Genomic DNA, 13272 nt, shown 5'->3' with positions numbered 1-13272 from the left:
CGGGATGTGGCAATGCGTGCATCTTGCCACATCCGCTTTGTGCGTGAATCAGCCCAGCAACTCTCGACCCTTGGCCAGATAGGCGTCCATTTCGTCAGCAGGCACCATATTGCCGCCCGTAGCCCAGACCAGATGGGTGGCGTTGCTCATGGCCTGTGGATCCAGACCTGCGCGGGCCAGATAGCCTTGCTGATCGGCCTGGACCCTGGCAATACCGGGCACCCCCGCCAGCGCTGAGGGCTCAAGGCGCAGACCTTCGCTGCGTTCCATCAGGGCCAGCAAGCTGTACATTTCTTCGTCGCTGACGGTGTAAAAGCCGTCGAGCATGCGCTGCATCGCCTTGCCGACAAAACCAGAGGCACGGCCCACCGCAAGGCCATCTGCGGCGGTCACGTTATCAATGCCGAAATCCTGCACGCTGACTTCGTCGTGCAGCCCGGTGTATACGCCCAGCATCATGCAAGGTGAGTGAGTCGGCTCGGCGAAGATGCAGTGCACTGCGTCTGCGAAGGCCAGTTTCAAACCGAAGGCCACGCCGCCGGGCGCACCACCCACGCCACAGGGCAGGTACACGAACAGGGGGTGTTGCGCATCGACGCTGATCTGCGCCGCTGCCAATTGCTGCTTCAAACGCTCACCGGCCACTGCGTAGCCGAGGAACAGATTGACCGAGTTTTCATCGTCGACGAAATGACAGGCCGGGTCCGACTCTGCCTGCTGGCGGCCTTGGGCCACGGCCACGCTGTAATCGCTTTCGTACTCGACCACCGTTACGCCATGGGAGCGCAGCTTGTCTTTCTTCCATTGCCGCGCATCTGCCGACATATGCACGGTCACCTGAAACCCCAGCGCGGCGCCCATGATGCCGATCGACATACCGAGGTTGCCCGTGGAGCCGACGGCTATTTTGTACTGGCCGAAAAAGGCCCGTGCCTTGTCGCTGTGCAGCAGTGCGTAATCGTCATCGAGGGTCAGCAGGCCCCCGGCCAGCGCCAGGTCTTCGGCATGCTTGAGCACTTCATAAATTCCGCCGCGGGCCTTGATCGAACCCGAAATCGGCAGATGGCTATCGCGCTTGAGCCACAGCGCGCCGTTCAGGCTTTGCCCGTAACGCTCGCCGAGCAATGGCTGCAAATGCGTCATGGGCAGGATATCCGACTCGATAATGCCAGCACTGCCCTCTGTCTCAGGAAAGGCAACTCGCAGGTAGGCAGCAAACCGCCCAAGGCGTGCGCTGGCATTGGCCACGTCGGCACTGGTCAGGCCTGTATCGCCAAGCGCCTGCGCCGCCGGCGCCACCCCAGGATTGAACCAAGTGGTCTCTTGAAGCGCGACCAGATCGCGAATCAGAGGGTAGCTGGCATACCAGCTTTCAAGTGTTCTGCCCAAAATCATGACGTGGTCCCTTTAAACGATAAGTCTGAAAATACGGGTTAAATCAAACAAAGTGCGACAGCAACAGGGTCAGCCCCAGCGCGATCGTCGACGCCAGCACAGTGGCGGTGGTGAAGGTTTTCAACGCGTCGGTCAGGGATACGCCCAGGTATTCCTTGACCACCCAAAAAGCCGAGTCCGTGACATGGGTCCAGCCCATCGCACCGGCGCCGATGGCAATACAGATGATCTCTTTGCTCACGGTGGGGTGCGCACCCAGCATAGGCAATACCATGCCTGCGGCGCTGATCATCGCGACCGTTGCCGAGCCGACGGCGAAGTGCATCAAACCGGCCACCAGCCATGCCAGAACGATGGGGTTCATATTCAATTGGGTCAACGAGGCGGACAACGCGTTACCCACGCCGCTGTCGATCAGGATGCCGTTGAATGCGCCACCGGCGCCAATGATCAGCAGGATGCTGGCCAACGGAGGAAAGCTTTTTTGCGTGTGGGTGAGCAAGTCGGCCATGGACAAGCCGCGGCGCAAGCCCAGTGCCCAGTAAGCGAACACCACAGCAATCGACAGTGCGATCAGCGGCGTGCCGAGAAACGAAATCACGCTGAATGCCGTGGAGTCATGGGGCAGTCCAGCGGCGAAACTTTTTGCGACCATCAGCAGCAACGGCAGGGCGATGGTCAGCAGGGTCACGCCCAGGCCCGGCAAATCACGGGTTTTACTGTCATCACAATGCTCGTTCAAAAATGCTTCCTGAGAGTCCGGTGCTTCGGGCTTGCACACCAGTTTGACCCACAGTGGCCCGGCAATAATGGCGGTCGGCAATGCGACAATCAGACCGTACAAAATTACTTTGCCGACATCGGCCCCCAGCATCCCGGTGATCGCCATCGCGGCAGGGTGCGGCGGCAACATGCAATGAACCGCCATCAGCGACACGGCCAACGGCACGCCCAGATACAGAAGGTTGATTCTGGTTTCTTTAGCGACCACATAGATCAGTGGAATCAGCAGTACGAATCCCACCTCGAAAAACACCGGGATGCCAGCAATAAATCCGACCAGCATCATGGCCCACGAGGCACGCTCTTTACCCAAAGCCTTCAACAACGCTTGAGCGATACGCTCCGCGCCGCCTGACTCCTCCAGCATCTTGCCCAGAATCCCACCCAGGCCAATGATCGTTGCCAGAAACCCGAGGGTTCCGCCAACACCGGCTTCGTACGACGAAGCAATTTTTACCAGTGGCATGCCCGAACCGATTCCCACCACAAAGCTCGCAGCGGTCAGGGCCAAGAAGGCATGAACGCGGACTTTGACGATCAGGAAAACGATCAGGGCGATGGCGCAAAACAACACCAGCAATAGAGTGGGACCGCTGTGCATAGGAGGTGCTCCGGGAAGCGCTTTTATTGTTGAAATAAGTGATCGACGTCACTTTGCTATCGCCAATTAGAGGGCACGGCCGCGGAGCTGACAAAGGATGGATTTTCACGGGACAGATGATGTGGGGTCATCTATAGGAGGGTTAAAACACCCTGCGGGGGCGATGCGGTTTGGGCGCGAGCCTGCTCGCGAAGCTCAGGAGACCTTCGCGGACAGGCTCGCTCCCACAGGGTCAGAAGTCCCAGCGGGTGGTGACCATAAAGTTGCGTGGCTCGCCGTAAATCGCGGAGTTATAGAACCCGATATTGGTGAAGTAGTACTTGTCGAAGACGTTGTTGACGTTGAGCGTGGTCGACAGGTTTTTAGTGAATTGATAACGGGTCATCAGGTCCACCACCCAGTAGGGCTTCTGCGAGAAATCTTCGTACCTGTCCTTGGGGCTGTTGTACATCTCTTGCCAGGCAGTGCTCTGCCAGCGTGCGCCACCGCCCACGGAGACTTTGTTCAGGTCGCCCTTGAGTTTGTAGATGGTGTAGAAGCTGAGCTGATCTTCGGGTTCAAAGGTGGAGATCTTTTTACCGGTGTCATCCCGTACCACCTTGTGTGTGTATCCGGCCTGCAGGCTCCAGCCCGGACTCAGTTCGCCGGATACTTCCAGCTCGTAGCCCTTGGTTTTTGCGGCAGTGCCCTTGAAGGCGTAGTTGGGCGGGGTGGGTTGCAGGTTGTTCCAGGCATCGTCAGGAATCGGGCGGTTGCTTTCCTTGACCTCAAAGTACGCCAGACTGGCGTTCAGACGGCCATCGAAAAACTCGCTCTTGAGACCGATTTCATAGTTTTCACCCTCGTCCGGATCAAGCATCTTGCTGTTGCGATCCAGGTTGTAGAACTCCTGGGGCATGAACACATCGGTGTAGCTGGCATACGCCGTCAGGTAGTCGGTCAGGTCATAGGTGATGCCCGCGTAGGGAATCAAACGCCCCGTCTCGCGATAGGTATTGGTCGTACCGGTGAGGGTGTAGTCGACTACCCGGCCCCCCAAAAAGACTTTCAGCTCATCGGTAACATTCAGACGTGTGGTCGCGTACATGCCTGTCTGGCGCACAGTGTCATCGCTGATTTGCGAGGCGCTGCCCCAGTCAGGTTTGGCCAGGTGGCCGTTCCAGTTGAAGTAATCCACAAGGTTGGGCGTGGCGAAAGTTACGTCCCAGTAGCCTTTGCCTTTCCAGTTTGCGGTGCTGATCGAGCCGCCCAGCACCAGATCGTGCTCACGGCCGAGAAACTCGTAGGGACCGCTGACATAAAGGTCGGCCGCGTCGCTGGTGGTTTCGCCCTTGTAACGCTGTGCGTTGATTTTGGCGGTGCCATCAGCCGCAGGCTGGTTGAATTGGATGGCACCCAGCTGGGCGTCGTAACCATTGATCTTGTGGTCCAGTTGCAGCTTGCCCACCCAGCCACTGCCCAGATCCTGTTCCAGGGTCGCGAACACGGTCCGGGTGTATTGCTGCCAACTGCTCCAGTCGGTGGCGTTGCTGAACGAGCGTTTGGCGTTGTTGATTTCGCCTGCGTAGTTGTAGAGCGGAAAACTGCCCGACCAGGTCGAACCCTGGGGTTTGTTGTCCTGGTAGTCGGCGCCCACGGTCAGCAAGGTGTCGGGTGTTACGTCGACTTCGAGGATGCCGTAGAACACCGAACTCTGGTTCGAGTAGCGGTCGATATACGACTGCCGGTCCTGGTAGGCCGCCACCGCGCGACCGCGCACATTACCGGTTTCGGTCAACGGACCACTGAGGTCCACTTCAGTGCGGTAGTTGTCCCAGGAGCCAGCGCCTGTGGTGATATGGCCGTGAAAATCGCTGGTGGGCTTCTTGCGCACCAGGTTAATGGTGCCCCCTAGCGAACCCGCCCCGCTGAGCAGGCCGGAGGCGCCCTTGAGCACCTCGATACGGTCATAAATCGCCATGTCGCTCAGGGTGTTACCCGCCGAATAGGCGACGTTGCGTACGGCTGAGGGAATACCGTCGTACTGGAAGTTATTGATCGAAAAACCACGGGAGTAGTAGTTGGTCCGGTCAGTGTCATAGGCCGATACGGTAATGCCGGGGGTATGGCGCATCACATCGTCGACATTGTCGAGGGCGAAGTCATCCATGTGCTGACGGGTGATAACGCTGATCGATTGCGGCGTTTCGCGGGGTGTCAGCACCAGACGGGTGGCCGTGGCAATGGCCCCCGGCGTGTAGGAACCGGTGCCTTCGGTGACCGTACCCAACTGGTTTGTGATGACTTGAGTGGCCCCTAGTTCCAGCGTTGCGTCAGTGCCGCTGGCGACAAGCACGTAGCCCCCATTGCTCTGGCGCTCGGCGTGCAAGCCGCTGTTGGCGAGCAAGCGGTCCAGCCCTTCCTCGACGCTGAATGAGCCTTCAAGGCCACCCGTCGTGAGGTGACGGGCCTGCTCAGTGTCGAACGAAATCGTCACCCCTGCCTGCACGCCAAATTGGGTAAGGGCATTACCCAGCGGGCCTGGGGCAATCCGGTAAGCGGTCTGGCTTTGCGCCGATACTTGAGTGGGTATCAGTGCCAGACCGGACAGGCTGGCGAGGGACGCGCCAAAGACCGCCAGGCGAACAGCGCGCGTTATTTTGGTTGTGGCATTGAGGGGGAGCGGGGGCATTCGGTGATCCTTGCGTGGTCATGGCACAAACGCGCTGTAGTCGCGGCTTATGTCATTGACGGATGAGAATCGAAATCAGCAAGGTTAAAATTCAAACCACATGGGCCTGAGCTTATGCCGGTTCGATGCTGGCCCAGTAGCGGGTCAGGAAACGAACCTTCACCGGTAAGGTCTTGCTCAGGTTCTCCAGCACCGTTTCGGTGTCATCGATACGAAATGCCCCCGAGATGCGTAATTCCTGCACCGCTGTTGCACAGCGCAGCACGCCCGGGCGATAGCGGCCCAATTCCTCGATAAAGTCGCTCAAGCGCCAGTCGTCCACGCTCAGCATGCCCTGCACCCAAGCGGTTGAGGCCGCAGGGAGAGCCTGCGCCTCATCGACTGAATCGCTATTGAACGTCACTTGTTGACCGGCCTCCAGGCGCAAGGGCTGATCGAGATGCCCGTACGGGCGAATTTCAACTGCCGATTGCAGTACGCCGACTCGTGTTTGCCCGGACAGCTGACGCACGCTGAACCGGGTGCCGAGCGCACGCACGCTGCCGTCGCCGGTATGTACGATAAAGGGTCGCTGGTCTGGGTCCTTGGCGGTCTGCACCAGAATTTCACCGCGGTGCAGGCGGATCAGTCGCTGCCAGGAGTCGAAGTGGATATCCAGCGCCGTATCGGCGTTCAACTCCAGTTGCGAGCCATCGTCGAGGCGCAACGAGCGCCGTTCACGGATGCCAGTGCGTTGCTCGGCGAGCATCGAGCGATACGGCACTTGCTCAGCGGCCAACCATGTACCGCTGCCAACGGCCAGCAGCATGCCGAGGATTTTCAACACATCACGGCGTTGAGCTTTCGCCGCATCAAGACTGGAGCGGGCCGCTTTGGGCGGGATCATGGCCCACTGGCTTTGAAACTTCTCGACCCGGGCCCAGGCCGCGGCGTGTTGCGGGCAGGACGTCAGCCATGCTTGCCAGGCTTGGGTGCGTGCCTCGCTGACGGTGCCGTCATTAAGTTGCACATACCAGGTGGCAGCGGCTTCAAGCATGTTGAAATCCGGTGTGCTGGGCATCAGTTCTCGACCAGCAACAGACAGCGGGTCATGGCGCGAATCAAATGATTTTTCACCGTGGTGACCGACACCTCGAAACGTTCGGCGACAGCCACGTAGGTCAAGCCTTCGAGCTGCACCGCGAGGAAAATTTCCCGGGTCCTGCTACCCAGATCATCGAGCAAGGCGTCGATCGAAATCAGTGTCTCGATAATTGAAAGGCGTATTTCTGGAGATATATCCACGGGTTCCGGCTTGAGGGCCAGCGCCTGCAAATACGCCTGCTCAATGGTGCGCCGACGTACTTTGTCGATCAGCAGTGAACGGGCAATGGCGCTCAAATAGCCTCGTGGCTCGCGAATGGGGGTGTCATGGCGGGCGGTCATGACCCGCAGGAACGTGTCCTGGGCCAGATCAGAAGCATCCGCCGCGTTGCCCAGCCGCATGCGCAGCCAGCCTTTTAGCCAACCGTTGTGTTCGCTGTACAACCGATGAAGTACTGAATGATCGAGCGCCGACATAATAATGTCACCAAGGTGTAATTGGTAATCAGTCGCATTATTGTGATGGCAGAGTGTTTATGCAAGGGGTGGGTCTTTGTTGGGGATGGCTGGCATGTTTAAGAACTGCTGGTTTCACGCTTTTTCTGCGGACTCAAGACAACAGCCGAATCGTTCGAAAGCACAGCGTGTAACACAACTTCAAATCACTCGCAATTTTCTGTGTGTAGTGTGTGTACTAGTTAATTGCATCATCGTTCGATGGTGTGTAACGTACACAACAATGCAGGGGTGGTGGCGTGCGTAGTCGTGAGCTTATTGAATTGCTGATCGCGGATGGATGGTTTGAGATAGCAGTGAAGGGCAGTCACCATCAGTTCAAGCATCCAGCCAAAGCTGGCCGGGTAACGGTTCCACATCCCAAGGCTGAAATCGCGAAAGGGACGCTGCACAACATTCTCAAATCCGCAGGTCTCAAAGGAGAGTTACGGTCATGAAATTCCCAGTGGTATTACATAAAGACGCTGATTCCGAATTCAGCGTGACGGTGCCTGATGTGCCGGGCTGCTTCTCGGCAGGCAGCACTTTTTCACAAGCGTTGGATAACGTGCTGGAGGCGCTGGCTTTGCATCTGGAAGGCGTTGTGGCTGATGGCGGCGAGCTGCCCCAGGCCAAGGATGTGGACGCTCATCTGGACAATCCGGATTATGTCGGCGGGATTTGGGCAGTTGTGGACTTTGATTTGACGCCCTATCTCGGGAAGTCGGTCCGCTTCAACGCTTCCTTGCCTGAAAACCTGCTGCTGCGCATTGATGAGCGAGTCAGCAAGGACCATCGCTATGCGTCACGCTCCGGGTTTTTAGCGACAGCTGCCTTGCGCGAGCTGAGCATTCAGGTTTTCTGATGGTGGGAGAGGGCGCTTTGGCTTTCTCCAAACCCCGGAAACAAAAAAGGCCCACCTTGCGGTGAGCCTCTTTCGGTGTTGCGTATGGTGCGGCACCAGACGAACGGTATGTTTCGGGGAGACCAGGTTTTTCGGGTGTCTGGAGTTCGCTGGAAAATTCGGCGTACCCCAACTAGTAACTATAAATAAATCAGCTAGTTATGGCGTTAGGTGGAATCGAACTCGGGATTTTTGAGATGTCAGCACGTTGTCGGTCTGCAAGTAATTCAGAGCCGCATACGGAATAGTAAACCTCCTGAATTCGAACGTTGTCGATCATCCCCTCCGTAGAGAATAGGCAGGTATCCGCCCAAAGCTGCCGTGGCGACAGGCAGCAGACGGTCAGAAGTGGACACCTGGATGCCCCCGACCTTTGCATCGCCTTGGAAGAGATCACATTGGCCAACCCAAAACGCACCTTGAGCAAACGCGGCTAGGCGCGTTCACGCCGTTATAGTCGACTCTATTGCCGACCGTACTTCCCGGAGCCTTTTCCCAGTGTCTGACATGCCGACCAACTTCGCTTACACAAAACGCTTCAACGCCGTACTCGCCTACATTGATGCCAATCTCGAAGGTGACCTGTCGGTGAAGACGTTGAGCCATGTGGCGAACTTTTCGGCGTTTCACTTCCATCGGCAATTCACCGCGTTCGTAGGAGTGCCTGTCTCGCGTTATGTGCAACTGATGCGGCTACGACGCGCGGCACATCGCCTGGCCTCCCTCGCTGATCACTCGGTACTGGACGCCGCACTCGGTGCCGGCTTTGAAAGTCCCGAGGCATTTTGCAGGGCGTTCAGGCGGGCGTTCGGTATGACGCCGAGTGCGTTCGGGAAGGAACCGAACTGGCAGGTCTGGAGTACGGTATTCGCAATCCCTCACTTTTCCAGGACTATCATCATGCAAGTACGAATCGTGGAATTCCCTGAAGTCAGGGTAGCAACGCTTGAGCACTGCGGACCCGCCGGGCTCGTCAATGAGAGCGTATGCAAGTTCATCGAGTGGCGTATGCAGAGCGGACAGTCGCCGGTGGCATCGAGTCGCACCTTTGGCATTCCCTATGGCAACCCCGATACGACACCTCCACAAGAATTCCGCTTCGCAATCTGCGGCGAGATTCACGAGGCCGTGGCGTCGAATGAGTTCGGTGTGCACGAGATCGTCATTCCTGGCGGTCGCTGCGTCGTGGTGCGACACGCGGGGTCACCGGATCACATCGGCGAAACGATCTATCCGATTTACCGCGATTGGCTTCCGGCCAGTGGAGAGGAACTTCGTGACCAGCCGCTGTTCTTTCATTACCTGAGCGCCTATCCCGAGACACCGCAGGATCAATGGCAAACTGATGTGTATGTTCCGCTGCTATAGCGGAGCAAGCAGCTTTCGACCCTGACGGACGTTGACGAGTGTCCGCGCAGCAATGTGACAGGTTCTAGGGGGAGTTTCCAACCCCAGAAACAACAAAGCCCTCGCATTTCTGCGAGGGCTTTGTTTTGTATGGTGCCGGCACCAGGAGTCGTACTGGATCTTAAGTCTATGATTATTAACAAAATTTCAGATAGTCGCTCTGCTTTCTACCTCTAAAACTACCCCAAGGCGCCCCCTCCAAAATGGCAAGCGAATTTGCATCTTAACCGGGAGCATTTTGCAAGTGGTTGCTTGTATACGGCTGGAGCTGTATCGCAAGTAAACGCAACTATACGGAGAAAACAAGAGAATTGGCCAACTTATACCTCCCGCACATATTGCGTTGGAAATTCAGAAATGGCACCTTTGGTGCTCGCTAGGGAAGGTACTCCAACGGAGGCGGGCATGGCTAATACTTATAATATTTACAAAGTAAAACCCCATAAGCTGGAACAACTCAAAGAAAAGCTCCGGGCAGTAGGTCTGGCTGAGCAGAAAACTCATGTTGCACAAGCTTACGCGAAAACATTTTACTATTCTGAAGTTAATCCGGGGAACGACGTTTGGTGGTGGGATACGTATCGAACCTTCTTTAAAGATGGTTTGCCAGCGCCTAAAAATATTTTCAATTTTGGGATGTTGCTTTGTCAACATACAGCCCAGCCTGAAACGATCTATGCGGTCAGTTTGGGGAAGTCGCATTTTTATCTGTCTAAGTTTATTCAGCTTGATTTTGGCATTGACTTGGCTATCCGCATGGCGGACGAAAACTCAATCCTCCTGAAGAAAAGCCGCTATTTTACGGGTACTAAAAGACAGGATGTTTCGTCGTACCAACAATTTCAGATTGATAGCTACGAGCCGGGCGAATCAGTTGATCATCTCAAGCTAAAAGCAGCAGACAAAGATGTCTGGGGGAAACGTAATATTATATTTGCAGACTCCATCCAAATGGACATGGATAAGGCACCACTCGAGTTGTCAGAAATCTTCGAGCAAATCGAAAGAAGTTACCAGGACGACAAAATTATCCACTTGCCTAAATTAGAGGCTGTGACAGATGAGTTGGGCGCTGAACTGGATGCTGTTGCGTTTGAGAGCTTGAAACGTGGGGAGGGAGGCGTTGCCATTCAAGAATTCCAAGTGCACGGAGTTGCAATATGCTTTAGTTTTCATGACTACGATTATCGAATTTCAGCAAGAACTGCAGATGACATTTATCGCAAGGATTTAGGGAATACGCTTGATATTGTTAATGTCTCGGAGTTCATTCGAGATCATGCAGGGATTACAAATATTAATGAGCTCTCCGTTCAGTTTAAGAATGAGGATTCTGGGGCTTTTACTAAGCCACTTAAAGAGCTGCTGGATTTCCCGATATCCTTCGATGGTGCAGATTACTTTCTGAAAAGTGGGGAGTGGTTTGTTTTCAATCAGACTTTTATGGATTATCTAAAGCGTTCCTTGGAAAGTATTGATGTAGTTATTGAGGAGGATTTAGTAGAAGCGGATTTTCAGAATTGGAAAGCCGAGAAAGAGCGAAAAATTGCCGCCAATGAACCGGTCGATGATAAGCTTACTTACCGAGAAGCATATTTCAACCAGAAAATATGTAGTGAGCGTGGATTTGTATTGCTTGATCGACAGTTGACTCTAATTCAGTCGCTAAAGAAAAAGAAAAATCAGTACCGGGTCGAGATTGCTGACATATTCAAGTCAGGTGAGATTATTTCCGTGAAAATTTCTGAGACAAAATCTGAGCTCATTTATAATATTGAGCAATCCAAGGACTCTGTAGAGTTGATCAAAAGAAAAACAATAAAATTCGATAAGTCCATCAAAACAGCTTCCTTGTGGTTTGTGTTTGAGGGGGACATAAGAGAGATTACAGATTACAACTCCATTCAGTTCCTTCTGGCTGTGGAATCATGGCACAAGCTTGTCAAAGGATTCGGATTGAAGCCAAAGATATACATATCCAAACACGTAATCTAAATATGCAGTTAGTGTGGGTATCAATTCAGGTGTCCGCTAAGTGATTGAATACCCATGATCTTTCTAAACGACGGACGAGCAGCCGTACTGTCAAAAAGTAATAATACTTCGTCGCCTTACTGCGCCGGGTCAGGCGATGATCTAAGAACCATGCGACATGTTTTCTCTGCCAAGCCCACGGCGTCTTTCGCTGCCAACGCTCTGCAATCTCCATTTGAATAAGCTTCGCTTGACGCAAATGGCGTTGCCGTGTTGCATACGACCCCGTCAGCACCGCAGCCAAGAACAGTTCCATATCGAAGGGCTTACTCATGTCCGCCCCCCGATGTAGGCTGCAACCACATCAATCCTACCGTGCCCCAATTCGTAGCTGATTTGTCGTCGGGCCTCGCGGTCAAGGCACCGATTGATCCCGCAACATTCCCCGCCGTTGATCGGCGCGCGGTGATTCGTGATCCGCTCATAGCGTTCACACGCGTACGCCGCCCGTAGCTCATGAAAACCTTTGAGGTTGTGTGCATGTAGGACGTCTCGTGCCGGACGGATGACTTCCCGCAGAACACTTAAGTAATTTTCGCTTAGTGCAATCAGGTTGCGGCCACCCGCAGGCGATACCTGTTCTGCAAATTTAAGCGCTTCGCGAATGTGGTCATCCACCCTGATCCAACGAGGCGCGGTTGCGCCGCCGCGGCCACCTTTAGTGCCATCCTGGATGTTGATCTTGTCGTAGTGTTCGGCCTCTCTTCGCAGGCGCGAAAGGTCGGCCAAGATGGCCTCGCGCAAGCGCATGCCGGTGGCTCGCGCCAACTGGACGATGGCCGCCGCGCGCGGCATTTGGTGTTCGCAGAGCACGTCGACGATGCGCTTCACGTGTTCGCGGTCTTGGCCTTGCGGCACCGAGCGACGAACACTGTTCCGCCGCATTCCCAGCGTCTTGCTCGGACTCGGCACTTTCACATACTGATCACCGCGAAGTGCGGCCATGGTGCGGTTTACGCTGGACAACCGGTTTTGCGCGGTGGCGATGCTGATAGCGCCTTGTTCAACTTGGTGACGCAGATGACCGGCGTAGTCCAGCAAGGTCCGCCAATCAATTTGCCTCGCATCGTTAAGCCTGGGCCCATCCTCAGACCGACACCATCGTACAAATGCCAGCCAACGATCACTGTGCGCTTTGACGGTCCCGTAATGCCCTCCGCCGAACATGTCTTTTAACGCCTGCGGCCCGGCATAACTCAATTGCCGGCCATAGCCAAAATTGCGCCCATCACCTCTACCGACCAATCCCATGATCAAACTCCTCTCGAGCCAACTCTTGAAACCATCCCCACGTCATCCCGCCAAGAATGTTGAGTGTTATCAGGGATCAAGGCCCCTGCGACCTGTGAGGTTTGTCCACTAACGCGGGACTGACGGCTCTTTACGACCGGGAGCTTGGGCATCTCATGATCTGGCCTCCTGAGCACTTCCTGGGAAGTGCTCAGGAGGCTGCACTGGCTGACGAGACCGGTGCCGCGAGATCCTGAGTCAGGTGAGGGCAGTGAGGCGATGACCGGGGCATACCTGACTGTCAGTCAGGTGCAGTTCATTCACTAGTCTGCGGCACCATAATCTGCATCGCTGTTGCTGGCGACTTCGGTGTTTGTCACGCCGATTGTCACGAGGGGAAATGCCGCAATGCCTTGTACGAGTTGAGCTGCAGCAGCGGTAGGAGCGCCCGTCTCTTTCCGGAAGAAAGAGACGGGCGCAGGTTGGCGCAATGAAATGGCCAAGCGGATAGGTTGCTGCAGGGCAGCTGGGTAGGGGATGTATTTGCCGCAATGGCAATGATCTGAAGTTGGCATCCATCACTCGGTGAGTGACCGTGCGAGCCGCCGGACGCTAATCGCACTTTGGGAGAACCACCACGGTGTGGCGTAGCCTTAAAGGTTCTGGCTA

Annotated in this window: 11 protein-coding genes; 4 read left to right on the top strand and 7 right to left on the bottom strand. The window is 55.3% G+C overall.

All coding sequences use genetic code 11. From position 1 onward, the window contains the following. Positions 1 to 48 precede the first annotated feature (48 nt). The 5 genes from dsdA to N7D90_RS23270 all read right to left on the bottom strand — a co-directional run bounded on the left by dsdA (position 49) and on the right by N7D90_RS23270 (position 7010). Positions 49 to 1395, bottom strand: a complete 1347-nt coding sequence (gene dsdA, locus N7D90_RS23290) for a D-serine ammonia-lyase (RefSeq protein WP_261740176.1) — start codon at positions 1393 to 1395, stop codon at positions 49 to 51. Positions 1396 to 1438: 43 nt separating this feature from the next. Next, positions 1439 to 2779: a GntP family permease gene (locus N7D90_RS23285; protein WP_261740175.1), complete on the bottom strand. Its 1341-nt coding sequence runs from the start codon at positions 2777 to 2779 to the stop codon at positions 1439 to 1441. Positions 2780 to 3011: 232 nt separating this feature from the next. Then, on the bottom strand, positions 3012 to 5450 hold the full coding sequence (locus tag N7D90_RS23280) for a TonB-dependent siderophore receptor (protein ID WP_261740174.1): 2439 nt from the start codon (positions 5448 to 5450) through the stop codon (positions 3012 to 3014). 112 nt (positions 5451 to 5562) lie between these two features. After that, positions 5563 to 6510: a FecR domain-containing protein gene (locus tag N7D90_RS23275; protein WP_261740173.1), complete on the bottom strand. Its 948-nt coding sequence runs from the start codon at positions 6508 to 6510 to the stop codon at positions 5563 to 5565. After that, on the bottom strand, positions 6510 to 7010 hold the full coding sequence (locus N7D90_RS23270; RefSeq protein WP_261740172.1) for a sigma-70 family RNA polymerase sigma factor: 501 nt from the start codon (positions 7008 to 7010) through the stop codon (positions 6510 to 6512). The genes N7D90_RS23275 and N7D90_RS23270 overlap by 1 nt, the downstream gene beginning before the upstream one ends. Positions 7011 to 7288: 278 nt before the next feature. Between N7D90_RS23270 and N7D90_RS23265 the strand changes: the two genes are divergently transcribed. The 4 genes from N7D90_RS23265 (at position 7289) to N7D90_RS23250 (ending at position 11334) form a co-directional block, all read left to right on the top strand. Beyond that, a complete protein-coding gene (locus tag N7D90_RS23265) occupies positions 7289 to 7486 on the top strand; it encodes a type II toxin-antitoxin system HicA family toxin (protein WP_261740171.1) in 198 nt (65 codons plus the stop codon). After that, positions 7483 to 7893, top strand: coding sequence for a type II toxin-antitoxin system HicB family antitoxin (locus N7D90_RS23260; RefSeq protein WP_261740170.1), 411 nt, complete (start codon positions 7483 to 7485; stop codon positions 7891 to 7893). The genes N7D90_RS23265 and N7D90_RS23260 overlap by 4 nt, the downstream gene beginning before the upstream one ends. 537 nt (positions 7894 to 8430) lie before the next feature. Continuing rightward, positions 8431 to 9300 (top strand): GyrI-like domain-containing protein, encoded by an 870-nt coding sequence (locus N7D90_RS23255; protein WP_261740169.1) that lies wholly within the window; start codon positions 8431 to 8433, stop codon positions 9298 to 9300. A gap of 444 nt (positions 9301 to 9744) precedes the next feature. Then, positions 9745 to 11334 carry a DUF6119 family protein gene (locus tag N7D90_RS23250; protein WP_261740168.1) on the top strand — a complete coding sequence of 530 codons (1590 nt, stop codon included), beginning with the start codon at positions 9745 to 9747 and terminating at the stop codon, positions 11332 to 11334. 25 nt (positions 11335 to 11359) lie between these two features. On the opposite strand, the gene N7D90_RS23245 is transcribed toward N7D90_RS23250, so the two are convergent. Together N7D90_RS23245 and N7D90_RS23240 are read right to left on the bottom strand one after the other, a co-directional pair. Further along, the gene (locus N7D90_RS23245) at positions 11360 to 11647 is read right to left on the bottom strand and encodes a hypothetical protein (RefSeq protein ID WP_261740167.1); all 288 of its coding nucleotides are present in this window, start codon (positions 11645 to 11647) and stop codon (positions 11360 to 11362) included. Then, positions 11644 to 12624 carry an integrase domain-containing protein gene (locus N7D90_RS23240; RefSeq protein WP_261740166.1) on the bottom strand — a complete coding sequence of 327 codons (981 nt, stop codon included), beginning with the start codon at positions 12622 to 12624 and terminating at the stop codon, positions 11644 to 11646. Before N7D90_RS23240 ends, N7D90_RS23245 begins: the two co-directional genes overlap by 4 nt. Positions 12625 to 13272: the final 648 nt, after the last annotated feature.

Origin of the sequence: Pseudomonas fragi (genome assembly GCF_025426255.1) — a bacterium.
GTDB lineage: Bacteria > Pseudomonadota > Gammaproteobacteria > Pseudomonadales > Pseudomonadaceae > Aquipseudomonas > Aquipseudomonas kulmbachensis.
Note: the sequence above shows the minus strand (reverse complement) of the source record. Positions and strands in the feature narration are given on the sequence as shown.

What these genes read in the sequence shown, in the direction of transcription:
- N7D90_RS23260 (WP_261740170.1), top strand. Translation starts at nt 7,483, where the DNA reads ATGAAATTCCCAGTGGTATTACATAAAGACGCTGATTCCGAATTCAGC.
- N7D90_RS23275 (WP_261740173.1), bottom strand. Translation starts at nt 6,510, where the DNA reads ATGCCCAGCACACCGGATTTCAACATGCTTGAAGCCGCTGCCACCTGG.
- N7D90_RS23240 (WP_261740166.1), bottom strand. Translation starts at nt 12,624, where the DNA reads ATGGGATTGGTCGGTAGAGGTGATGGGCGCAATTTTGGCTATGGCCGG.
- dsdA (WP_261740176.1), bottom strand. Translation starts at nt 1,395, where the DNA reads ATGATTTTGGGCAGAACACTTGAAAGCTGGTATGCCAGCTACCCTCTG.
- N7D90_RS23270 (WP_261740172.1), bottom strand. Translation starts at nt 7,010, where the DNA reads ATGTCGGCGCTCGATCATTCAGTACTTCATCGGTTGTACAGCGAACAC.
- N7D90_RS23280 (WP_261740174.1), bottom strand. Translation starts at nt 5,450, where the DNA reads ATGCCCCCGCTCCCCCTCAATGCCACAACCAAAATAACGCGCGCTGTT.
- N7D90_RS23250 (WP_261740168.1), top strand. Translation starts at nt 9,745, where the DNA reads ATGGCTAATACTTATAATATTTACAAAGTAAAACCCCATAAGCTGGAA.
- N7D90_RS23285 (WP_261740175.1), bottom strand. Translation starts at nt 2,779, where the DNA reads ATGCACAGCGGTCCCACTCTATTGCTGGTGTTGTTTTGCGCCATCGCC.
- N7D90_RS23245 (WP_261740167.1), bottom strand. Translation starts at nt 11,647, where the DNA reads ATGAGTAAGCCCTTCGATATGGAACTGTTCTTGGCTGCGGTGCTGACG.